Here is a 23,020-nt window from a genome sequence, read left to right as displayed (position 1 = left end):
TCTGCTATTAACTGCGTCAACTGTCTGTCAACATAAATGTACCATCGATCGTGACGGTGCGATTACTTCTTCCCGAGCGTTTCGGCGAGTTCACCCCGCTCCTCGAGTTCCGCGAGGACGTCCGAGCCGCCGACGAACTCCCCGTCGACGAACGTCTGGGGGATGGTCTCCCAGCCGCTGCGCTCGTCGAGCGCCGCGCGGTACTCGTCGAGCGATTCGAGGACGTCGACCGTCTCGTAGTCGTCCCGGTACTGATCGATCAGGCCGAGCGCCCGTCGAGAGTATCCACACTGCGGCATGAGTTCCGTTCCCTTCATGAAGAGGACGACCTCGTTCTCTTCGATCGCCGCTGCGACGCGTTCGTCGACCTCTTCCTGATCGAGCCCCTGGTTCGGTGGGAAGTCCATGGGCGGAGGTATGGTCGTCAACGGGATAGAAGTTGCGTCGTGTCGCGTAATCATACTGTCATCTCTATCGCCGGTCGGATCTCGATCGTTCGAACCTGCGTCAGCGATCGGACCGGAGGTCGCCCGTCGATCGCCCCGTCAGTCCAGCGGCAGTTCGATCAGCGTCAGGTCGTCGGAGGGAATCGCCGCCGAGAACGCGCGATCGATCTCGGTCCAGGTTTCCGGACGGCGGGCTTCGATCCCGAAGCTCTCGGCGAAGGTCACGAAGTCGGGGTTCGTGAGTCGCGTCCCGAAGTACTCGTCGCGGTGCTGGAGCTGTTTCTCGGAGATGAGGCCGTAGTCCTCGTCGTTGAAGACGATCACCGTGAAGCCACAGTCGAGTCGCGACGCCGTCTCCAGTTCCGCGGCGTTCATCAGGAAACCGCCGTCGCCGGTCGCGGCGACGACGTTCGCGTCGACCGCGAGGTCGGCCGCGATCGCGCCCGGAACCGCGATACCCATGCTCGCCAGTCCGTTCGAGATGACGCAGGTGTTGGGCTCGTACACCGGGAACGATCGCGCGATCGCCATCTTGTGGCTGCCGACGTCCGAGAGCAACACGTCCTGGTCGGCCATGGCTTCGCGCAGCAACGGGAGGGCGTTCTCGACGGTGACCGGGTCGTCCGCGTCCGGAGGTGCCGTCACCGTCTCGAGGAGGCTGTCGTGCAGTTCGGGACACCAGAGCGAACACGCCTCCGCCGAGAGTTCGTCGTCGATCGCCGCGACCGCCGCACCGACGTCCGCGACGATCTCCACGTCGGGATTGTAGTGGCGGTACACCTCCGCGGGTTCGTGGTCGACGTGGACGATCGTCTTCTTGAGGTCGGGGTTCCAGCCCGCCGGATCGTGTTCGGCGATGTCGTAGCCGACCGCGACGACGCAGTCGGCGCGATCGATCGCCCGCGCGGCCTCGTCGTTCGGCCCGGAATCGAGGGTCATCAGCGAGGCCGGTTCCCGATCGGAGATGGCGCCCTTCCCCATGTACGTCGCGACGACGGGGATACCGAGACGATCGACGAGGCTGCGGATGGTGTCGGCGGCGCGCGTGCGAACGGCCCCGTTGCCCGCGAGGATGATGGGGTACTCGGCGGACTCGATCAGTCGCGCGGCCCGGTCGACCGAGGCGTCGTCCGGATCCGGCCGCCGGACGGGGTCGCGAATCGGGATCGGGCCGGCGTCGATCGGTTCCACCGCGACGTCCTCGGGGAATTCGAGGTGGGTTGCGCCGGGTTTCTCGTACTCGGCGAGTTTGAACGCCTTGCGGATCGATTCGGGGACGATCTCGGGTTCGGCGATCTGGGCGTTCCACTCGACGATCGGCTCGAAGACGTCGACGATATCGAGCGCTTGGTGGCTCTCCTTGTGCAGTCGATCCCGATCGCCCTGGCCCGTGATCGCGACGACCGGGCTCTTGTCGAGGTGGGCGTCCGCGACGCCGGTGATGAGGTTCGTCGCGCCGGGCCCGAGCGTCGCACAACAGACGCCCGCCTCGCCGGTTAGCCGACCCCAGACGTCGGCCATGAACGCCGCGCCCTGTTCGTGGCGGGTCGGCACGAATTCGATCGTCGAGTCCCGAAGCGAGAACAGCAACTCCTCGATCTCTTCCCCGGGCACGCCGAAGACGTACTCGACGCCTTCGGCTTCGAGGCAGGTGACGAGCAGGTCGGATGCGTTCGGCATGCACGCCCCTACCATCCCCTGCCAGAAGATACCTCCATACACGAGTTCTGATACGTCCATCCCCGATCGCGACGACGACGAGCGATCGCCCCTCGCGGGCCGTCAATCGGCGTCGACGGACGGCCGATCGACGACCGTCGATCGATCGGATCCGTCGGTGCCCTCCGTCGCGGCGGAGTCCCCGTTGGTCTCGGTGACGACGCCGAGCGTGGCGATCGATCTGGCCGCGGCCTCGATCGACATGTCGACGTCGCGGACGTGTTCGTCCGAGACGTGGACGACGAAGCCGTTCGTCGTCGGATTCGGTCCCAGCGGGATCATGATCGTCCGCATGTCGCGCTCCCCCACGCAGTCCTCGATCACCGGCGGCGTCTCCGAGGTGAGAAAGCCGAGCATGTGCGCGTTCTCGTGGGGGAACTCGACCAGTTTGACGTCCTTAAACTGGTCGGTGTCGTCGTCGACGAGGACGTCGCTGGCCTGGCGGACGCTCGCATAGATGGTGCTCACGCCGGGAATCGACTCCGCCGTCTCGTGGACCGTTCGCGAGACGCGCGTTCCGGAGGTGTGATCGGCGACGAACCCGACCAGCAGGACCAATCCGAGCAGCGAGAGCAGCGTCGTCGCCTGGACGACGACAGTGGATGGTTCGTTCGGCCACAGGTAGATCGCGGCGAGCACCACCGGCGAGAGGGCGCTGAGAACGAAGTTCACCACGACGCTGAGGAGGAGCAGCGTCACCGCGAGCGGTATCGTAATCGCGACTCCGTTTCCGAGCCACCGTTTGAGCGCCGACGTCGAACGGGACATCACCGGGCGTTCGACGGTCTCCGTTCTCGGGGTTGGGGTTGCGATGTAAAGCAGGCGGACCATTCGGCCAACGACAAGATCGGCACCGATCGACGGTACCGATCGACAACCATAATCGGCGAGCGCGAGCGAAGGAACCGAAACCGGGATCGGGCGCTCACTCGGCCGTCGTCGCCGACCGGAGGACGCCGATTTTCTCCGCCGTGTAGCCGAGGACGTTCCGGTAGCCGTACGGGGACATGAGCACCGGGTAGAACGACTCGTCCGCGACCTGTTTCTCGCCGTCGGCGGCGGCGAAGGGGTCGCCGGCCTCGACCTCCTCGAAGTTCTCGACGAACACCTCGTACGTGTCCGCCCGGTGTTTGCGGATGACGTCGGTCAGTCGATAGACCGGGAGGTCGCGGCGGACCGTGTCGCCGGGCAACGCGCCGACGGCGGTCAGGAACGCGCGCGTCAGCCGATCGGCGTTCTCCGCGGCCGTCTCGGAACCCTGGAGGCCGCACTCGACCTCGATCGTCTCGACCGCGGAGAAGAGCCGCCCCTCCGAGAAGTTGCTCGTCTCGACCATCGCGACCACGGGGAGTTGTGGACAGATCTCGGCCGCGGTGTCGCTCAGCCCGTTGACGATCGCGAACGGGTCGGCGTGGCTCTGCGTCGAGTGCATCGAGAAGGCGAGACAGCCCTCGAGTTCCTCGACAAGCCGGTGTGCGAGCCGCCCCTCGTGCGTCTTCGCGTCCGGATCGCCCGGGAACGCCCGATTGAGGTCCTCGTCGACGAATCGGACCCGCCGTTCGAGCGCCTCCTCGTTGGCGACGATCAATTTGACCGGACGCTCGACGGTCGGGCGATCGTCGAGCAGCCGCTTGACGGCTCTCACGCCGCAGGGTTCGTCGCCGTGGATTCCGGCGACGACCGCGATCTCCGGCGTCCCCGACCCGAGCTGTGCCACTCTCATCGGATGATAGTTGGTCCCCGGCCTGAAATGCGATTCGGTCCGTTCCGGCCCCCAGAACCCGATATCCTCGATGCGTGGTGACAATGAACAGTGCCAGACGAATGTGTGGTGCGTCCCGGCGTCAAACTCACGCGTCGAGCGACTCGGCGTACTCGTAGTCGATCGGCCGGGCGGTCGGCCGATCCCCGTCGAGCGGAATCAGCCAGCCCTCGATCCGCGTCGGCTCGTCGATCGCGTTCGAGATCGTCGTCCGGACGTCGAGGAGGTCGACGCCGTAGTAGTCGCGGGGAACGCCGCGGAAGTACTGCAACGCGGTTCGGAAGAGCGATCGCATCCCGCCGTCGTCCTCGAAGTCGACGTGCTTGTACGCGCCCGCGGCGACCTGCACCATCCCGTGGCAGAACATGCTCTCGAGGGAGCCGCGGCCGTAGTTGTACCACTCGTCTTCGAAGCAGTCGTGGGACTCGTGGTACTCGCCCGAGTTGAAGAGCCGAACGCCGTGGATCACCGCCCGCCGGAGCGTCCCGTGCTCCCACCGGTCCTCGGTCGGGAGCCAGCCGGTCGGATCCCCCGCCGGCGCCGGGACCGTCGGGTCGCGGGTGTGGTCGTCCATGGCGGCGATTCGCTCGGACGACGGGTAACTCCGTCGGTGCGGCCCATTCAGTCTCCTGGGAGAACGCGATCACTAGCTCGCTCGTGGCCGTTTCCTGTTCCGGGGAGCGGACGCGATCCCGACGACATATGTGGCCCGCCGAGGCGACCGAAGCGAGAATCGATCGACACCCGGAGCGAAAATCGCAGGGTATTCATACGGCACGACACAATCACGACATGCGTGCGAGGGTAGCCAAGCGGCCAACGGCGGCGGACTCAAGATCCGCTCGTGTAGACGTTCGTGGGTTCAATTCCCTCCCCTCGCATCGTAAGATGCGGAAGATCAACACGCAGCGATCTTCCCTCGCAATAACTCTCCTGAAATTAATATTGGTTAGGGCTGTTATTCGGTTCCGCGTCCGGAACAGTACATGGGTAGGCAGAAGTGGTGACTTACGTGATATGCACCTCTATAAGCACCTCGATGAATTGAATGGCAGTAGTTGATAATACGGCTCCTTTCTCCAGATTGAGCTATGAAACTCGCGTTCAGTACAGGAATCTATTGTACAGTCGAGTCAGGCGCGATTAGGGCGGGAGAAATGAAGGCTGCGTTCGATTCGTGGGAAATCCGACCTGTGATCATTCCTCTCGTTTCGCCCAGACGGAGTCAATGAACTGGTGTCCGGCCGTTCCTAATCGACTCCGTCGTTCGAATATCTCTGCTAACACAGGTAGCGTGGAACAATCCACATTGCGGGAACGGTAAGTATGCAGGTAGATCTGAAGGCTGTTTTGTAACCCGTTTTCTCACACCTCGCGTGTGATGAGTGGCGACTTTTCATCATCGAGAGTCAACAAACGGCTATGGAGAGTGATATTTGCCCTAACTGTGGTCCGGAAAATTCCAGTTTACTACTTGAACCAGAAACGAATGTTGAACTTAAATGTACAAATTGTAATCAGAAGTGGTTCCCTGATCGTTGAATAGTGCGGGTGATAGGTGGAGTAGATAGTGCTGTAATTCGAATAATAACACAAGGGGCATTCGGACTGTACGCCGCCCATTAACGCGGGTGAAATGGCGCGGGGATGAATCAATTCAAACTCACTATTGGCCGAATACCCAGTCGAGATGTAATCTGTTGCGTCTCACCGCCGAGAATGATCGAGAATATTTGTTTCGCGCACGGACCGTTCCAGACGCATCTCCCACGTTCTGCCACCGATTTATTGTTTCGAGGAGTGACGGCAGAGTATGGGCGATCGAATCCTCGTTCCGATCGACGGCGGGTCGTTGGCGGCCGAGGCGCTCGCGTACGCCTTCAGGACGTTCCCCGACGCGTCGGTCGTCGCGCTCCACGTGATCGACCCACAGGCGGGGATAAACCGAATCGTCGCCGGCGAGACCTTCGAGGGGTGGTACGAGGACGCGAACCGGGAGACCGACGCGCTGTTCGAAGACGCACAGCGGATCGCCGCCGAACACGATCGCGAGATGGAAACGGTCCGCGAACTCGGCGATACCGCTCGAACCATCGTCTCCTTCGCGGACGAAACCGACGCGGACGGCGTCGTGATTGGTAGCCACGGGCGGGAGGGTGCCGCCCGGTTCTTGCTCGGGAGCGTCGCAGAACACGTGGTTCGGCGGTCGCCGGTTCCGGTGACCGTCGTCAGATGAGTCGGGTCCGACGAACCGATCGCGGCGGACGGACCGAGTAGCGCGCGGTCGACCCGAACCGGTAGATCCTTTTCGCCGGTCGGTGGACCGCAACCAATGAGCGACTCCGATGCGCAGCGACGAGCGGACGTCGCGGTTCGGGCGGCCGCCGCGGGAGCGGACGTCGCCGCCGACAGCTTTCGAACCGGGATCGACGTCGAACTCAAGGGCAGCAAGACGGACGTGGTGACGCAGGCCGATCGGGACGCCCAGACCGCGGTCATCGAGCGGATCCGATCGGCGTTCCCGGAGGAGCCGATCGTCGGCGAGGAGGAGGATGCGCTGAAGGAGGTTCCGGAGACGGGGCCGGCCTGGATCGTCGACCCGATCGACGGGACGAACAACTTCGTCGACGGCATCCGCGCGTTCGGGACGGCCGTGGCCGCCGTCGAGGACGGCGAACCGATCGCCGGGGGCGCGGTCTTTCCGGCGCTCGGCGATACGTATCGCGTCGGTCCCGAAGGGATCTTTCGCAACGACGAGTCGGTGTCGGTCAGCGAGGCGACCGATCCCGAGACCTGCACCGTCTGTCCGACCGCGTGGTGGGACCTGAACGAGCGCGATCGGTACGCCGCACTCGTCCGATCGATCGTCACGCGGTTCGACGACATGCGCCGGTTCGGCTGCGCGCAACTCGAACTGATGCTGCTCGCCTCGGGGGCGTTCGACGGCGTCGTCACGGACGTGCGGATGAACCCGTGGGACAGCGTCGCCGGCGTCCGCGCGGTCCGCGAGGCGGGCGGGACCGTCACGGACCTCGACGGCGATCGGTGGCGCCACGACAGTCGGGGGCTGGTCGCGTCGAACGGGGGAATTCACGACGAATTGCTGGCGGCCGTCCACGAGATCGACTCGAATAACTCGACTAACCGGTCGGGAAACCGGAACCATTAGGCGCCCGCCGAGAAGGATACCGATCATGGACGAGTACATCGAGCGGTACGGGGCCGAACGGCTCTGGGCCGCGACCGTCGCGGTCCTCGCCGCCGGCGTGGCGCTCGCCGCGCTGGCCTTCCCGCAGCGGATCTACGTCGACCTCATCTGGCAGTACTACTGGGGGCCGGTCGTCGCCGACGCCCACGGCTGGAGTTGCATCGCGTGGGCCGACGGCCAGCAGGTACACTGTAACGACGCGCCGGCCGGCGCCGGGCCGACCGCCGCGCCCGGCTACACGTTCGTCTCCTACGCGGGCTACATTCCGACGCTGATCCTCATGGCGATCGGCGTCATCTTCCTCATCCAGCGCCTGGAGATCGAGCGCTACCGTGCGGGCTTTTACGGGCTGTTCCCGTTCTTCCTGTTCGGAGGCGCCCTACGGGTTGTCGAGGACGCGAACGTCGCCGCCTACCGCGAGACCGGCGAACTCGCGATCGGCCTCCCGTGGGTCGGGTTTCTAATCAGCCCGCTGATCTACTTCACCGTCTTCCTGATCGCGCTGGTGGCGGTGGTGGTCTCGGTCTGGCTCGACCGGAACGACTACGTCCCGGGTTACGAGTACCCGCTCGCGGCGATCGGCGGCACCTGTCTCGCGGTTACGGTCGGCTACCTCGGCTACACCGCCGCAACTGAGGAGTACGCGACGACGTATCCGCTCCTCCTCGTCACGACGCTCGTCGGCGCGACGGTCGTGACGGCGATCACGTGGATCGCGATCGAGCGGATCGCTCCCGATATCAACCGCGGCACGCGGTACATGGGGATCGTCGTCATCTGGGCGCACGCGATCGACGGCGTCGCGAACGTGATCGGCCTCGACTGGGCGACCGCCTTCGGCCTCCCGAACAACCTGGTCCCAAAACACCCCGTCAACGCGGCGATCGTTGAGTACACGGGCGCGATCCTTCCCCCCGAAGTCGTCGCCGTGACCGGGGCGGCGTGGCCGTTCCTGCTCGTGAAGATCGCCGCGGCAGTGCTCGTGATCGGCCTCTTCGACAGGGAATTCTTCGATGAGAGCCCACAGTACGCCTACCTGTTCATGATCGTCGTCGTCGCGGTCGGCCTCGGCCCGGGCACCCGCGACATGCTTCGGGCGACGTTCGGGGTCTGAGACACGGCACGAACGCCCTCGATCCAGTCTCGTTGCGGACGGCCCCGCCTCGGGTCGACGCGCTTTTCGTGTTCGTCTCGGATATGCGTGTGAATGTCGAATCCCGATCTCGATTCCCCGCCCGACTCTGGCGGACCGGCGCCCGCGGAGATCCCGTCGGAGCCGGACGTCGACCAGCTGCTCGATCGGCTCGAACAGCTCGAGGAGCTCGTCGACCACCCGGACGAGCGCGAGCAGGTTCGGGAGACGATGGCGGTCGCTCGCCGGATTCCGGGGTTGGACGCGGTCGGGCGCGGGATCAGGAAGTACACGGCCCGAGACATGGCCGAAGCGTTCGTCGGAACCATCCTGCTCGCGCTCCCGCTGCTCGTCGAGGACGGCGTCTTCGTGATCGCGGACCACTTCGTCGGGACGACCCGAGCGGGGATTCCGATCTACCTCGTCGGGAACGTCGCCTTCGTCGTCGTGTTGACGACTGGGCTCCTCTACTGGACCGACATCCGCGAGGTGAACGTGACGAACCCGCTCTTCGGCGTTGTTCCCCGTCGGCTGATCGGCGTGCTGGCGATTTCGTTTCTGACGGCGGCGGTCCTGCTGGCGACGTGGGGTCGACTCGCCGTCGACGACCCGTCGCCCCTGGAGGCGTTCGCCCGGATCACGGTCGTCTGGACGGCGGGCGCGATCGGCGCCGCGCTGGGCGACATCCTCCCCGGCGAGAGCGCAGGTCACGACGTCACGATCGAGAACTTAGACGAGATCGTCTCCCCGAACAAGTGACGATCGTCGCGCGTTGCGATCGGATGCGGGGCCGATCCGCGGCGCTCCGAGCTCGACCGCGCTCGAACTCGCGGCGCGATCCGAGCCCGATCGCGTCGAGTGTCGATCGGTCCCGTGACCTCGTGCCGAACCGGCTGACTCTCAAGCGCTCGAGCAACACGAACGGCGACCGATCGGACCCGCCCGGTACTGTCCGTTTCCGCGATCGATCGTTCGGACCGTCAGGCTGATCCTACCACGATTCAAGGGCATCGAAATTTCGGACTCTGGGGCCCGTAAACGACCGAATTCGGGTAGAAAGCCGGTTGAGGATGCGCCGGATTCGCGCGGGAGACGCTCGCATCCTCGTTTCTGTAGTACCACGTCTACTTTCCCGATAGTTCGTAGGAACTGAACAATCTTCTAAACTGTGGTATTGCACCCTTTCCGACCGAGACCGTCGACGAGGTTAACGTGACAAACGGTGAATGGTAGTCTGCCACTAGGCACGATATGATCGAAGTAAAACATTTCGCTACTATTATCGCCGTTCTGATGCTCGTCGTATCGACGGGCGCGATGGCAGCAGCACCGCCGACGGCAGGTGCGGGTACAGACGCGGAACTATCTCAGGACGCCCTCGCGGTCCACGAAAACGTCTCGGTCTCCGTTACGATCGAGGAGGCCGAAATCGTCTCCGTCGAGCCGGTCTCCGATGACGACGCCGGCGCGACCGACGAGTCCGACGCGGCGGACAACGAGAGCGCCGACAACGCGACCGACTCGTCGGCCAACGAAAACGAAACCGACGCCGACAACGCGACGATCGACCAGGCGACCGTCTTCGTGACCGTCGACGAGTCCGCGATCGCGAACGCCCAGTTCGATCCCGCGACCGAGGGCGGCGTCCCCGAACTCTCCGTCGAGGACGCGGCGATCGCCGTGCTCCTCGAAGACGCCGGCGACCTCCCCGCGGAAGGGGACGGACCGACCGAGGTGACGATCGAGGAGGCGACGATCGTCGTCACGCTGGAAGACCAGGGTAGCCTCTCGGCGCTCGCCGGCGAGGCCGTCGCAATGGGAAGCGAGTCCGTCGCGGCGGAGACCGGATCCGTCGCCGACGACAACGAGACCGCGGTCGACGAGAACGAATCCGCGGCCGACGAAAACGAGTCCGCCAGCGAGGACGAGGCGTCCGACGACCACTCGTTCCACGTGACGATCGAACGGGCGACGATTTTCGTCCTCCCCGGCAACCCCACCGGAGCAGTCTCTGACGCGGCCGAAACCGGCGTTGCCGCGGATGACGCGACGAACGAGAGCGACGCGAACACGAGCGACGCCGACCTGACGATCTCGATCGAACGGGCGACGATCTACGTGCTCGCACCCGGGACGGGGGCGGCCGAAGCGATCGCCGACCAGACCCAGGCCGCCGATGAGGACGTCGAACCGATCGAGGCGCCGGCGGACGACGAGTCCAACGAAACGCCGACGGACGACGCCGCCGATACCGCGGCAGACAACGAATCTGACGAAGCGCAGGCCGACGACGAATCGAACGCCTCCGAGAACGACTCCGCGTCCGTCGGTAGCGACGAAAACGAATCCGTCGCGGAGAACGAGTCGGTCGAGACCGCCGTCCAAGAGGACGAGCAGGTGAACGCGAACGGCGCGGCCCAAGAGAACGAGAGCGCGGCCAACGAGTCGGCCGCCGAAGCGCAGTAAGCGCGCCACAGACCCGATCGGTGGACGCTCATCGTCCCGACGATCGGACATCATTTTTCCGTCGCTCCGCGGCCCCGTATCGAGAACGCATATACGAGGGCGGTCGCTAGGGACCACACATGAACGAAGACCGTCCCGCGTCCGCGGGCTGGTTCGACGGCGTCGATCCCGACGACCTCGAGACGGTGACGGCCCGGATTCGCGACGGACGCACCGCCGAACCGCGATCGTGGCCCGACGCGGCCGTCGACACCGGGTTCGCGGCGGACGAGGACGACTACTACGATCGACTCCACGAGGCCGCGCTGGCCGCGACCCGATCGGTCGTCGAGGAGCGCGAACGCGCGGACGATCGCCAGCTGGTCCACGCGATCCGGGCGATGGACGACTGCACGCGAACGGCGAACGAACTCGCCGAGCGACTGACCGAGTGGGCGGGGACGATCGATCCCGAGGCCGGAACGGGGATCGAGTACGCGCGCGAGATCGCCGCCGGGGAGCGAGAGCTCCGGGACGCGGCGACCGTCCGATCGCTGGCCGATCGCGTCGTCGCGCTCGCGGACGAGGCCGACGAGCTGCGCGAGTTCGTCGAGCGACGAACGCCGGCGGTCGCCCCCAACCTCTCGGCGCTCGCGGGGCCGATCCTGGCCGCCCGGCTGCTCTCGCTCGCCGGCGGACTGGAGCCCCTCGCGAAGAAGCCCAGCGGGACGATTCAGGTCCTCGGCGCGGAAGACGCGCTGTTCGCCCACCTTCGGGGGCACGCACCGTCGCCGAAACACGGGATCATCTACACGCACGACGCGGTCCGTGGCACTCACCCCGAGAACCGGGGTTCGGCCGCACGCGCGGTCGCCGGAAAACTCGCGATCGCCGCCCGGATCGACCACTACTCGGGCGACCTGAATCCGGAACTCGAGGCCGATCTGGCCGATCGCATCGAGACGATCCAGGCCCGGACGGTCGACGAGGGAGGTGACGGCGATGCGTGAGGACGCGCTTCCCGACGGCGTCGGTCGCCGCGAGTTCGACGGGACGACGCGACTCGCAACGCGGGGCGAGCCGGTCTACGGCGAACCCACGGACGGCGAGTGGCGCGCCTGGAACCCGAACCGATCGAAACTCGGCGCGATGCTCGCCCTCGGCATGGATACCGGACTCGAGGGCGGCGAGACGGTACTCTACCTCGGCGCCGCCAGCGGGACGACGGTGAGCCACGTCGCCGACTTCGCCGGGCCGACCTACGCGATCGAGTTCGCCCCGCGACCGGCCCGCGACCTGCTCTCGGCCGCCGAGTCGCGGCCGCGGCTGTTCCCGCTGCTCAAGGACGCTCGCAAGCCCGAGACCTACGCGCACGTCGTCGAATCGGACGTGGACGTCGTCGTCCAGGACGTCGCCACGCGCGGGCAGGCCCGCGTGGCGATCGAGAACGCGCGGTTCCTCGCAGACGACGGGCGACTGCTCCTCGCCGTGAAAGCCCGCAGCGAGGACGTGACTCGCGACCCGGCGGACGTCTTCGACGACGTGCGCGAGGAACTCGCCGACGCGTACGAACCGCTCGAGGATCGGAGACTCGACGACTACCACGCCGATCACCTGGGTCTCGTCGCGCGGCCCCGGTAACCGTCTCGGGGACCCCGCTGGGCCGTTACCGATCGTGGAGCGCGGCGTAGGTCGACTCGGCGAGTCGCGGGAAAGCCAGCGTCGAGCCGAGTGCGACGACGAACGCGGCGACGAGCGAGAGCGAGGCGACGTCGACGATCCGCGCGAGGGCGACGCCGCCGAAGACGCCGACGGCGAGCACGAAGTTGTAGTAAACGAGTCGCAGGGCGATCAGCGACGGCGAGAGCGAGACCCACCCGAGGGTGTCGGTTGCGAGGGGCTCGATCCAGCCGCCGCGAATCGCCGTCCCGACGACAACCATCGTCGCCCACGCGAGGAGGCCGGCGGCGGTCGCGTCGTACGGGCCGGTTCCGGGCGCCGCCATGATCGCGAACAGGACGGGCAGCGAGGGGATCGAGACGTCGCCGAACACGTGGCTGCAGTCGTGGAGAAATCGACCGGCTCCACTCTTCTCGACGCGGGCGAGGCTGCCGTAGCCGTACCACGTCCGGCGGACGGGGCTGTTCGCGAGTTCGACCTGCCGACTCGGCTTCTCTCGATCCCCGGGCACGCGATTCGCTACGGCGAGGACCGTGATAAACGCGAACGTCGTCGACCGCGCCTTCGGCCGCGATCCCGGTATCCGATCGTCGACCGCTCCGTTCGGAACGTTCAGGTAATACGTACATTTATAGTGGCTGACAATCGTGTAGCATACCGAATGTCTCGTAGAGTGGATGCGGAGAACGGTGCTGGGGAATCGGACGGTGCTGGCGACGCGTCTTCGATCGGTCGCCGGGCCGTGCTGGCGGCGGGTGCGACCGTCGCCGGCGGAACGGCGATCGCCGGGTGTCTGGGGGGCGAAAACGGCGACGAGGGGGGCGCCGAGACGAACGTCGCGATCGTCTCCAGCCCCGCCGGGTTCGGCGACAACGCGTTCAACGACAACGCGCTCGCCGGCCTGCAGCGGGCGGCCGAGAAGTGGGACGTTTCGGTCAACGACGTCCAGGAGACGGAAGAGGCCGAGTACGAGTCGACGCAGGCGAGTCTCGCCGACTCCGGCGACTACGACCTCATCGTCGTGGTCGGGTTCAACCACGTCGACGCGCTGGAGGTCAACGCCGAGGAGTACCCGGACCAGAACTGGATGATCATCAACGACCGCATCGAGGGTGCGGACAACGTATCCGGGTGGATCGAGATGAACAACGAGATGTCGTTCCTGGCCGGCGTCGTGGCCGGAACGATGACCCAGGAAGAGTTGGAACACGAGGGCAGCGAGACGGAACCCGGCGAGCGCACGATCGGGTTCGTCGGCGGGGAGGACATGCCGCTGATCAACGCGTTCGAACAGTCCTACGTCGAAGGCGCCGAGTGGATCGCAGACGACGTCGAGGTGCTGACCGGCTACGGCGGGAGCTTCGAGGATTCGAGCGCGGCGGAGAACGTCGCCGCGTCGCAGTACGACGACGGTGCGGACATCATCTACCACGCGGCGTCGGCCGCCGGCACGGGCGTCTTCTCGGCCGCCGAGGAGAACGGCCGCTTCGCGATCGGCGTCGACACCGATCAGTCGGTGACCGAGGAGCAATACCAAGACGTCATCATCGGTTCAGCCGTCAAGGCGCTCGACGAAGCGACCTACGAGGTCGCCGGGGCGGCCGCCGAGGGGAACTTCGACGACTACGTCGGCGAGAACAACCTCAGCGTCGAGCAGGGGGCGATCGACTTTGTCGTCGGGCAGGCGTTCGAGAGCGCCCTTCCGGACGCCGTCGACGAGAACCTCCAGGAGGCGAAAGACGGGTTCGCCAACGACGAGATCGAACTCTCGTGCGGCCCGACGAGCTGCTAACGCCCACGCCTCACAGCTATGAGTACATTCTCGACGAGGTGTTATGACTGCAACTGATCCGCCGACGGCCGTCCGACTCGACGGGATCACCAAGCGGTTCGGCGATGTCGTCGCGAACGACAGCGTCGACTTCGCGCTGGAGACGGGGACGATCCACGCGCTGCTCGGCGAGAACGGATCGGGAAAGACCACCCTCATGAGCGTCCTCTACGGCCTGTACGAGCAGGACGAGGGCACGATCTACGTCGACGGGGAACCGCGGGCGTTCGACTCGCCGCGGGACGCGATGGACGCGGGCGTCGGGATGATCCACCAGCACTTCCAGCTCGTAAAGCCCATGACCGTCCTGCAGAACGTCGTTCTCGGTCACGAGCCGACGGAGAACGGGTTAGTCGACGAAGCGGCGGCAAGAGACGAGATCGAAGCGATCTGCTCCCGGTACGGATTCGACGTCGATCGGTATCTCGAGACCCCGGTCGAGGATCTCGACCTCGGCGCCCAGCAGCGCGTCGAGATCGTCAAGAGCCTCTACCGCGGCGCGGAGGTGCTGATCCTCGACGAGCCGACGGCGGTGCTCACGCCCCAGGAGGTCGATCGGCTGCTGGATGTAATGTGCGACCTCGCGGACGCCGGCCGATCGCTCGTCTTCATCACGCACAAACTCGACGAGGCGCTGGCGGCCGCGGACGAGATCACCGTCCTCCGGGACGGCGCGGCCGTCGGGACCGTCGACGCCGACGCGACCTCCGAGCAGGAACTGGCGCGGCAGATGGTCGGCCGCGAGGTGCTGTTCGATCGGCTCTCGCGGGAGGCGACGCCCGGCGATCCGGTTCTCGAGGCGGAGGGGCTCCGTATCGAGGGCGATCGCGGGCTCGATCGGGTGCGCGACGTCGACCTGACGGTTCGAACGAGCGAGATCCTGGGCATCGCCGGGGTACAGGGGAACGGCCAGTCGGAACTGGTCGAGGCGCTCACCGGGCTCCGGTCGGTCGAGTCGGGGACGATCGCGTTCCGCGGGGAGGACGTCACCGATGCGAGCCGCCGCGACCTGCTCGAGGCGGACATCGCCTACATTCCCGAGGACCGCCAGACCGAGGGGCTGGTACAGGAGTACGATCTGGTCCGAAACGCGCTGCTCGGCAACCAGACGATCGACCCGTACGCGAACGGACGATTCCTCGATTGGGCAGCCGTTCGCGATCACGCCGAGGAGATCGTCGCGGAGTTCGACGTTCAGCCGCCGAACCCCGACGCGACGGCGTCCTCGCTGTCCGGGGGCAACCAACAGAAGTTCATCGTCGGCCGGGAGATCGGGCACGACCCGGCGGCGATGATCGCCTCGCACCCGACCCGCGGGGTCGACATCGGCTCGATCGAGTTCATCCACAACAGGCTGCTCGAACTCCGCGAGGCCGGCCTGGCGATCGTCGTCGTCTCGTCCAAGCTGGAGGAGATCAGGAAGCTCGCCGATCGGATCGCGGTCATGTACGAGGGCCAGTTCGTCGACACGGTCGACCCGGAGGCGGCGACCGACGAGGAACTGGGCCTCCTGATGGCCGGCCAGCGTCCCGACGGCGAATCGGACGCGGCCGATCCGAACCGAGGTGTCCAGCCGTGAGCGGGGTCGAGACGGGACGCCTTCGGGCGGTGCTCGACCGGACCGCCGATCGGCTGCTCGCGGCCACGGTCCTCGAACGGATCGCGATCGCGATCGCCTCGACGGCGCTGGCCCTGCTGTTGGGACTCGCGATCGTGGCCGCGGCGGGGTACGATCCGGCGCAGTTCGCGACCCACCTGGTCGTCGGCGCGTTCGGGAGCGAATCCGCCGTCTCGCGGACGCTGCGGTTCTCGACGCTGTTCATCCTGACCGGCGTCGCGGTGGCGGTCGCGTTCCGGGCCGGCGTCTTCAACATCGGCGTCCAGGGGCAGTTCATCGTCGGCGGGATCGCCTGCGTCATGTCTATCGTTTGGCTCGCGCCGCACCTGCCCGACGGGCCGATCGGCGGGCTCGCGCTACTGACGATCGGCACCATCGCAGCCGTCGCCGCGGGCGGCCTCTACGCCGCCTTCCCCGGCGTCCTCAAAGCGTACGGCGGGGCGAACGAGATCATCACCACGATCATGCTGAACTTCATCGCGATCGGCATCGTCGGCTGGCTCGTCCAGGGCTGGTTCGGCGCCGAAGACGCGACCTCGACGCGGACCGAACGGCTCCCGGAGAACGTGAGCCTGCCGCGGCTCGTCTTCGACGAGCCGAACTTCTCGATCGTCGGCCTCGTCGTCACGTTGGCGACCGTGGCGGTCGTCGCCGTGATCATCGCGCGAACCCGGTTCGGCTACGACATGGTGACGAGCGGCTACCAACGGTCCGCGGCGACGTACTCCGGCGTCGACGCGCGGCGAACGGTCGTCGCGACCATGACGTTCTCCGGGATGGTCGCCGGACTCGCCGGCGCCGTGTTCGCCGTCATGATCCAGGGCCACTACACCGACCCGGGCGGCGTCGGCAACTACGGCTTCGACGCGATCGCCGTCAGTCTTCTCGCCGCGAACAACCCCGTAGGGGTCGTCCCGGCGGGACTGCTGTTCGGCGGCCTCGAGTCGGCGGGATCGCACGTCCAGTTCAACAGCGACGTTCCGGTGCAGTTGATCGACGGGATCATCGGGCTCGTCGTGCTCTTCGTGGCGGCGCCGGAACTGTTCCGGATGGCGGCCAAACGGGCCGGCATCGGGGGTGAGGATCGGTGAGCGCCCGCGACTACGCGAATGGGATCCCCGTCCGACTCGGAGCGATCGCGATCGTCGTCGGTCTCGCGTCAGCGCTGGTGCTGCAATCCGACGTCGACCTGGGTCGGCTCGTCACGATCGGCTTCGTGAACCGATCGCTCGAGATGGCGGCCCCGATCGCGCTCGCGGCGATCGGCGGCCTGTACGCCGAGAAGAGCGGCGTGTTCAACATCGGCCTCGAGGGGTTCATGATAATCGGGGCGCTGACGACTGCCGCCGCGATGTACGCCGTCGGCGGATCGTCGCCCGCCCAGCGCCACGTCTGGATCGCGATACTCGTCGCGGTCGTCGTCGGCCTCGTTCTGACCATGCTCTTTGCCGTCTTGCTGATCCGGTACGAGGCGGATCAGATCGTGGCGGGACTCGCTGTCTGGTTCGTCGCCCTGGGATTTGCCCCCTTCGTCGCGATCCTCGTCTGGGACGACAGAAACTACAGCGGCCTCGCGAGCGTCGACACGCTCACGATTCCGTACCTCGCCGACCTCCCCGGGGTCGGTCCGATCCTCTTCGATCAGTCGCCGCTGGTGTTGCTCACCGCGGTGTTCGCGGTCGTCGCCTGGGTGGTCCTCTACCGGACCCGCTACGGCTACTGGATCCAGGCGGCCGGGGAAAACCCGGAGGCGCTGGACACCGCCGGCGTCGACGTCATCCGCGTTCGCTACGCCGCGGTGCTCTTCTCCGGCGCGATGGCGGCGCTCGGCGGGGCAGTCCTCCTCGCGCACCTCGGCACCTTCAACGGCGGCGGCGATACGCTGACCGACGGCCGCGGCTGGATCGCCATCGTCGCCTATCTCTTCGGCAACTACAACCCGATCGGCGCCGCCGCCGCGGCGCTGCTGTTCGCGGCGCTCGACCAGCTGAACGTCCAGTTTCAGACGGCTGGGATCGGCGTCCCCGGGAAACTAGTCAACCTGTTGCCCTACGCCGCCGTGATCGTCGTGCTCACCGCGTGGGGCAGGACGAAGATGCCGGCGTCGGTCGGCGACCCCTACGAGAGCGAGGAGTGATACCCGGCGCGATCGCTACGAACCGGATGGAGCGCGTTTATCATCGTATTAGCCAAGAGCGATCCGCGGGATCGGGTTCGTATGGCCGCGCCGCCGACTCCAAACCGTATTTACTATCGGGGCCGAAAGCACCCCACGATGGAACGGGGCTCGCGGGACTCGTTTACGCGTATGGGCACGCTGGGCATCGAAGAGGAGTGTTTCGTCGTCGACGAGCGCGGTCGACCCACGAGCGGCACCGACGAACTCGTCTACGAACACGACCCGCCCGAGATTCTCGAGGGACGGCTCGATCACGAGTTGTTCAAGTTCGTCATCGAAACCCAGACGCCCCTGATCGAGGACCCCACCGACGCCCGCGAGGCGCTGCTCTCGGTCCGCGAGGCGCTCGTCGGCCACGCCGAGCGCTACGGGTTCCGGATCGCGGCAGCGGGGCTGCACCCGCTGGCGACGTGGCGCGAACTTGAACACGCCGAAAAACCCCGCTACCGATCGCAACTCGATCGAATCCAGTACCCGCAACACCGCAACACCACCGCGGGGGTCCACGTCCACGTCGGCGTCGACGACGCCGACAAGGCGGTCTGGATCGCCAACGAGCTTCGGTGGTACGTCCCGATCGTGCTCGCGCTCTCCACCAACTCGCCGTACTGGAACGGGTTCGACACCGGCCTGGAATCCGCCCGCGCGAAGATCTTCGAGGCGCTGCCGAACACCGGGATGCCGACCTACTTCGAGGACTTCGAGGCGTTCGATCGGTTCGAACGGCGGATGCTCGAAACCGACTCGATCAACGACCGCGGCGAACTCTGGTACGACGTTCGCCCGCACACGGCCCACGGGACCGTCGAACTGCGAACCCCCGACGGGCAGGCCGACCCGGACGTCGTGCTCGCGTTCGTCGAGTACGCCCGCGCGCTGGTCGAGGCGCTGGCCGAGGAGTACGAGGACGGCACGAGCGGTCACTGCCACCGCCGGGAACTGCTCGACGAGAACAAGTGGCGGGCGATCCGCCACGGCCACGAGGCGTCGTTCATCGATCGCGACCTCGACGGCACCGTCGGCCTCGGCGAACTCGTCGATCGCGAGTGCGAACGCCTGGAAATCGACGGGATTCGGCGCGTCTACGATCGGGAGAGCGGCGCGAGCAGGCAGCGACGGCTGCTCGAGGAACGGGGACCGGACGCGCTCTGCGAGTCGCTGGTTTTGCAGACGGAATAGCGCACAGTTCGAGTCGCGTTCTACGGTTTCAGTACTGACGCGAGTAGGAACACCACGAAATCGCCTTTCATCCTCGTCCGTACCGGTTGGCCCGGCTACCACCGCGGGTGGAACTGAACGGGGCTGGCGTTCGCGGTGTTCCCGTCCGCTTCTCTACGCATCGCGCGGACGGAGGGAGTTCCGTAGACGTTCGCAACCGGAACGTACCGATCGAGAGCCCCGCAAAGGTTTAACATCGCACGAGACTTCGTCCTACAGGAGAGGACACATGACTCCCGACGATAGTGACGAGGAGCGACTCGGCGACGGGATCGGGGAGGACGACGGCGACGACCCGACGATCGTCGACGGGTCGACCGACGACGCTGCCGGCGACGGCGACGGGGTTCGAACGCAGGCGGTCGAGGAGGTCGACCAGCGGATCGTCGATCTGCTCTCGTGGATCCTCGACACGGAGACGCGGGCGAAGATCTACGTCTACCTGCTGGCGAACCCGGGGAGCACCTCCGAGGAGGTCGCGCAAGGGACGGGGCTCTACCCGAGCACCGTCCGCGAAGCGCTGGCCGAACTCCACGAGGAGGAGCGCGTCACCCGGGAGAAGCGGGCCAACGAGGGCGCCGGGAACAACCCCTACGAGTACCGGGCGATCCAGCCCAGCGAACTCGTCGGCGGCGTCGTCGATCAGGTCCAGCAGGAACTGAACACGATCTTCACGCTCGATCGAGTCCTCGACCGCGAGGACGAGGCCGAACCGGACCTCGAAGAGGACGTCGAGCCAGTGACGATCACCGTCGACGATACCGCCCCGACGATCGACGGCGGCACGGACGAATCCGACGGAACTGGGCCATCCACCGAGACAGTCGAGTTCGACGACGAAGTCGACGTCGAGACGATCGACGCGGACGATTCCGACGCCCGCGACGGAAGCGATCCTGAGCCCGACGAGTAACGCGGTCCGATCCGGCCGGTCCGTCAGTTCTCCAGGCCGAGCACCGCCGGCCGCTCGAGTTCCAGCGATCGACCGACGGCCTCGATACCCGCGACGCTCTCGGCGGCGATCGTCGGCCAGCGTCCCGTCGTCGTCACCGCTTCCACCTCGTCATCGGTCACGAGCACCGTATCTTCGCTTTTCGCCCCCTGAACCGTCGGATTCCACGCGTAAGCCATCGGCGTCTCGACCGGCGCCTCGGTGTCCGGCTTCGCGATCCACTCCCGGCCCGAGAAGCCGGCGGCGCCGCCCTGGTGGTGGTGCTCCCACTCGCCGTCGTAGCCGAGTGCGTCGTAGGCGTCCTGAACGGCGCCGAAGACGTCGCCCGCGACCCCGTCGGCCGCGGAGACGTGTCGGGTTGCGGCGATCGCCGTCGTCTCGACGCGGGCGGCGATCGCGTGACGCTCCTCGAGCCACGACGGCGGATCGAAGGCGACGGCCCGCGTGCAACTCGCGTGGAGGCCGTGTCGTTGGGCGGTGGTCGAGACGAGACAGTAGCCGCCGAGTTCGGCGTCGGTCGGCGTATAGTGGCGGTACTGCTGGGCGCGCTTTTCGCCACCGACGAGCACGACGGGCGCCTCGATGCCGCGAGCCGAGAGGGCGACCCGCAGGGCCGACGCGACCTCGTGTTCCGTGTCGCCGGGCTGGAGCTCCCGGCAGACCGACTCGACGGCCGCGGCGGTATCGCGGCCGAGCTCGCGATACCGCGCTCGATCGCGCTCGGTCAGCGGCTGGCGAAGCGCGGTCGGATCGACCCGATCGAAGCCCGGAATCTCGATGTCCGCAGCGGCTCGCTCGTCCGCGCCGACCGCGGTTGCGATCGCCTCGCCGAGCGACGCGGCGTGCCACGGGAACCGCTCGACCGTCGGGTCGTCGAGGTCCGGCAGTTCTTCGGCGACGATCCGATCGGCTTCGATGTTGTTCGTCACGAGGGTAACGCCGTTCCCGTCGTACCCGACGGCCGCGACGCCGGCGTCCGTCTCGCGATCGATGACGTTGCTGCCGCCGGTGAGCCACGCGAACGAGTTCGGTCGCGCGAACCAGATCGAATCGAGATCCTGCGCGTCGAGATACGCTGCGAGTCGCGCTCGTTTGTCCATGCCGGGTGCTGGCGTGGGTGACTCTTGAATCCGACGAAGGTCGACCGCTCGCTGCGAGCACCGGCCGATCCCCACCTCGGACGATCGAGCACCGACGACGGGCGATCGACGAAGGGGCCGGTCGAGCGTCGATCGTCAGCTCGGACGGCATCAACGGCGCTCGCGCGGCGTCGTCAGTCGGCCGATTCCCGGCGAAGAGGAACGACTCGGGTAATCTAAGTACGGCTGGTCCCAATCCCCGCGCGAACGCCCGTGTCGACCCAGAACACCACCGCTCGTCTGGACGCTCGATCGCTCATCGATCGGTTCGGCTTTCCCCACCTGCTCGCGACGACGCTCGCGCTGGTTGCGGCGACGATCCTCCTCGGAGTGGCCACGAAGGCCACCGGCTCGGGGCTGGCCTGCGAGGCCAATTGGCCCCAGTGCGACGCCGGGCCGTACAACCTGCTCCCGGCGTCGGTTCCGAGTTTCTACGAGTGGATCCACCGCTTCGTCGCCATGTTCGCCGGCTTCGCCATCATCGGGTCGGCGATCGCGGCGTGGCGATCGCCCGAGGTCGATCGGCGCGTCGCGTCGCTCGTCGTCCTCGGGATGGTGCTGACGCCGGTTCAGGTCGTCCTGGGCCGCGAGACCGTCCTCCAGTACCAGATGGACATCCTGTCGCTGCACTTCTGGACGGCCGTGCTCATCTTCACGCTGTTCGTCGTCGCCACGGTGCTGGTCTGGGAACCGCGGCTGAGTACGACCCACGTCGTCGCCGCGATCGGAATCGGGATCGTCGCGCTGCCGATACACGTCGCGCTCAGCCCGGTCGTCGGGATCGAAATTACGAACGACCCGTCGACGGAACAGCTCATCCAGTACGCCATCACGCTCGCGCTGTTCGGATCGGCGATCGTCGCCACGATCGTCGGTCGGAACCGGTTTGCGGGCCGGCCGGCCGCGACGACCCTCCTCGCCGCGCCGCCGCTCGCGGTCGCCGTCCTCTACTTCGGGCGACAAGCCACCAACCCGACGCTCGAAGTACCGTACCTGGCCGCCACGGTCGCCCTTCTCGCGGTCTTCCTCGCCGGCGGCTGGTTCGTCCGGGCCGCCTCCGGCTCGCGCGGGTCGGCCGGCCCGCTGTCGCGGTAGCCGGCGCGTTCCGGCCCGTTCACGCCCACTCGTTGCTTCTTCGGACCGTCCGCGGGCGGTCGAATCGGACGCGGCCACCGAGATCGGTCAGCCGAGCATCGCGACGATCATCGCCGCCGTCGCCGCGGCGGCGATGCCGAGCACGAGCAGGACGTAGTTCGCGATCGGGTTCGCGGCCGGCGTCAGATCGAGCGTGTACCGGCGGCGCGAGAACGGCCAGAACGGGCGGATTCCCATCGGCGTCAGCGCGTCCGCGAGCAGGTGCGAGCCGATCGAGAGCGCGCCGACGACGAACGCGAACGCCACGAAGCCGACGTCGGCGAACGGCGACGATGCCTCGACCAGCGCGGCGGCTCCCGCCGCGAGCGCGACACCGACCAGCAGCGCGAACAGGACCGTGTGCGTCGGCCCGCGGTGCTCGATTACCGGGAGCCGGTGATCGCAGTCCGGGAGCGTCGACAGGCCGACGCAGAGCAGCGCGCCGACGATCGCCACCGCTTCGTGTCCGGAGATGGCGACGACGGCACCGAGCGGGGCGTAGGTGAGCAGCGCAGCACCGTAGTGCCCCAACTGATACATAGTCGACAGAAGACCGG

Annotated in this window: 22 protein-coding genes and 1 tRNA gene; 15 read left to right on the top strand and 8 right to left on the bottom strand. The window is 66.7% G+C overall.

The window, feature by feature from the left end:
• Positions 1 to 62 precede the first annotated feature (62 nt).
• From MUH00_RS18170 to MUH00_RS18150, 5 genes are all read right to left on the bottom strand, one after another.
• Positions 63 to 407, bottom strand: a complete 345-nt coding sequence (locus tag MUH00_RS18170; protein WP_247001032.1) for a glutaredoxin family protein — start codon at positions 405 to 407, stop codon at positions 63 to 65.
• A gap of 138 nt (positions 408 to 545) precedes the next feature.
• Positions 546 to 2,126: an acetolactate synthase large subunit gene (locus MUH00_RS18165; RefSeq protein ID WP_247001030.1), complete on the bottom strand. Its 1,581-nt coding sequence runs from the start codon at positions 2,124 to 2,126 to the stop codon at positions 546 to 548.
• A gap of 102 nt (positions 2,127 to 2,228) precedes the next feature.
• Positions 2,229 to 2,933: a DUF502 domain-containing protein gene (locus tag MUH00_RS18160; protein ID WP_247001028.1), complete on the bottom strand. Its 705-nt coding sequence runs from the start codon at positions 2,931 to 2,933 to the stop codon at positions 2,229 to 2,231.
• A gap of 157 nt (positions 2,934 to 3,090) precedes the next feature.
• Positions 3,091 to 3,888, bottom strand: coding sequence for a M14 family metallopeptidase (locus tag MUH00_RS18155; protein ID WP_247001026.1), 798 nt, complete (start codon positions 3,886 to 3,888; stop codon positions 3,091 to 3,093).
• Positions 3,889 to 4,015: 127 nt separating this feature from the next.
• Entirely contained in the window at positions 4,016 to 4,501 is a 486-nt protein-coding gene (locus MUH00_RS18150) for a DUF309 domain-containing protein (protein WP_247001024.1), read from the bottom strand.
• A gap of 224 nt (positions 4,502 to 4,725) precedes the next feature.
• Between MUH00_RS18150 and MUH00_RS18145 the strand changes: the two genes are divergently transcribed.
• The 8 genes from MUH00_RS18145 (at position 4,726) to MUH00_RS18110 (ending at position 12,353) form a co-directional block, all read left to right on the top strand.
• Positions 4,726 to 4,808 (top strand) — tRNA-Leu (locus tag MUH00_RS18145).
• 932 nt (positions 4,809 to 5,740) lie between these two features.
• On the top strand, positions 5,741 to 6,163 hold the full coding sequence (locus tag MUH00_RS18140; RefSeq protein ID WP_247001022.1) for a universal stress protein: 423 nt from the start codon (positions 5,741 to 5,743) through the stop codon (positions 6,161 to 6,163).
• A 96-nt stretch (positions 6,164 to 6,259) separates the two neighbouring features.
• Positions 6,260 to 7,096, top strand: coding sequence for an inositol monophosphatase family protein (locus tag MUH00_RS18135; protein ID WP_247001019.1), 837 nt, complete (start codon positions 6,260 to 6,262; stop codon positions 7,094 to 7,096).
• 25 nt (positions 7,097 to 7,121) lie between these two features.
• Entirely contained in the window at positions 7,122 to 8,249 is a 1,128-nt protein-coding gene (locus tag MUH00_RS18130; RefSeq protein WP_247001017.1) for a DUF63 family protein, read from the top strand.
• Between the two features lie 93 nt (positions 8,250 to 8,342).
• Complete coding sequence (locus tag MUH00_RS18125) at positions 8,343 to 9,026, top strand: DUF2391 domain-containing protein (RefSeq protein ID WP_247001015.1); 684 nt, start codon at positions 8,343 to 8,345, stop codon at positions 9,024 to 9,026.
• 558 nt (positions 9,027 to 9,584) lie between these two features.
• Entirely contained in the window at positions 9,585 to 10,733 is a 1,149-nt protein-coding gene (locus MUH00_RS18120) for a hypothetical protein (protein ID WP_247001013.1), read from the top strand.
• A gap of 119 nt (positions 10,734 to 10,852) precedes the next feature.
• Positions 10,853 to 11,722 carry an NOP5/NOP56 family protein gene (locus MUH00_RS18115; protein WP_247001011.1) on the top strand — a complete coding sequence of 290 codons (870 nt, stop codon included), beginning with the start codon at positions 10,853 to 10,855 and terminating at the stop codon, positions 11,720 to 11,722.
• Entirely contained in the window at positions 11,715 to 12,353 is a 639-nt protein-coding gene (locus MUH00_RS18110; RefSeq protein WP_247001009.1) for a fibrillarin-like rRNA/tRNA 2'-O-methyltransferase, read from the top strand. The genes MUH00_RS18115 and MUH00_RS18110 overlap by 8 nt, the downstream gene beginning before the upstream one ends.
• 25 nt (positions 12,354 to 12,378) lie before the next feature.
• Here MUH00_RS18110 and MUH00_RS18105 read toward each other — a convergent pair whose 3' ends face one another.
• Entirely contained in the window at positions 12,379 to 12,903 is a 525-nt protein-coding gene (locus MUH00_RS18105; RefSeq protein WP_247001007.1) for a DUF8215 family protein, read from the bottom strand.
• A gap of 150 nt (positions 12,904 to 13,053) precedes the next feature.
• On the opposite strand from MUH00_RS18105, the gene MUH00_RS18100 reads away from it, so the two are divergent.
• The 6 genes from MUH00_RS18100 (at position 13,054) to MUH00_RS18075 (ending at position 20,151) form a co-directional block, all read left to right on the top strand.
• Positions 13,054 to 14,184 carry a BMP family lipoprotein gene (locus MUH00_RS18100; RefSeq protein WP_247001005.1) on the top strand — a complete coding sequence of 377 codons (1,131 nt, stop codon included), beginning with the start codon at positions 13,054 to 13,056 and terminating at the stop codon, positions 14,182 to 14,184.
• A 43-nt stretch (positions 14,185 to 14,227) separates the two neighbouring features.
• Positions 14,228 to 15,802 carry an ABC transporter ATP-binding protein gene (locus tag MUH00_RS18095; RefSeq protein WP_247001003.1) on the top strand — a complete coding sequence of 525 codons (1,575 nt, stop codon included), beginning with the start codon at positions 14,228 to 14,230 and terminating at the stop codon, positions 15,800 to 15,802.
• Positions 15,799 to 16,932, top strand: coding sequence for an ABC transporter permease (locus tag MUH00_RS18090; protein ID WP_247001001.1), 1,134 nt, complete (start codon positions 15,799 to 15,801; stop codon positions 16,930 to 16,932). Before MUH00_RS18095 ends, MUH00_RS18090 begins: the two co-directional genes overlap by 4 nt.
• Positions 16,929 to 17,978, top strand: coding sequence for an ABC transporter permease (locus MUH00_RS18085; protein ID WP_247000999.1), 1,050 nt, complete (start codon positions 16,929 to 16,931; stop codon positions 17,976 to 17,978). The genes MUH00_RS18090 and MUH00_RS18085 overlap by 4 nt, the downstream gene beginning before the upstream one ends.
• Before the next feature lie 138 nt (positions 17,979 to 18,116).
• Entirely contained in the window at positions 18,117 to 19,199 is a 1,083-nt protein-coding gene (locus tag MUH00_RS18080; protein ID WP_247000996.1) for a glutamate--cysteine ligase, read from the top strand.
• 268 nt (positions 19,200 to 19,467) lie between these two features.
• A complete protein-coding gene (locus MUH00_RS18075; RefSeq protein WP_247000994.1) occupies positions 19,468 to 20,151 on the top strand; it encodes a helix-turn-helix domain-containing protein in 684 nt (227 codons plus the stop codon).
• 23 nt (positions 20,152 to 20,174) lie between these two features.
• Here the strand turns inward: MUH00_RS18075 and MUH00_RS18070 are convergent, their stop codons facing one another.
• On the bottom strand, positions 20,175 to 21,290 hold the full coding sequence (locus MUH00_RS18070) for a M24 family metallopeptidase (protein ID WP_247000993.1): 1,116 nt from the start codon (positions 21,288 to 21,290) through the stop codon (positions 20,175 to 20,177).
• Between the two features lie 252 nt (positions 21,291 to 21,542).
• On the opposite strand from MUH00_RS18070, the gene MUH00_RS18065 reads away from it, so the two are divergent.
• The gene (locus MUH00_RS18065) at positions 21,543 to 22,424 is read left to right on the top strand and encodes a COX15/CtaA family protein (protein WP_247000992.1); all 882 of its coding nucleotides are present in this window, start codon (positions 21,543 to 21,545) and stop codon (positions 22,422 to 22,424) included.
• 87 nt (positions 22,425 to 22,511) lie between these two features.
• On the opposite strand, the gene MUH00_RS18060 is transcribed toward MUH00_RS18065, so the two are convergent.
• Positions 22,512 to 23,003, bottom strand: a complete 492-nt coding sequence (locus MUH00_RS18060; RefSeq protein ID WP_247000990.1) for a metal-dependent hydrolase — start codon at positions 23,001 to 23,003, stop codon at positions 22,512 to 22,514.
• Between the last annotated feature and the right edge of the window lie 17 nt (positions 23,004 to 23,020).

The sequence above is a fragment of the Halosolutus gelatinilyticus genome (assembly GCF_023028105.1).
In the GTDB taxonomy this organism is placed as follows: Archaea; Halobacteriota; Halobacteria; order Halobacteriales; family Natrialbaceae; genus Halosolutus; species Halosolutus gelatinilyticus.
Note: the sequence above shows the minus strand (reverse complement) of the source record. Positions and strands in the feature narration are given on the sequence as shown.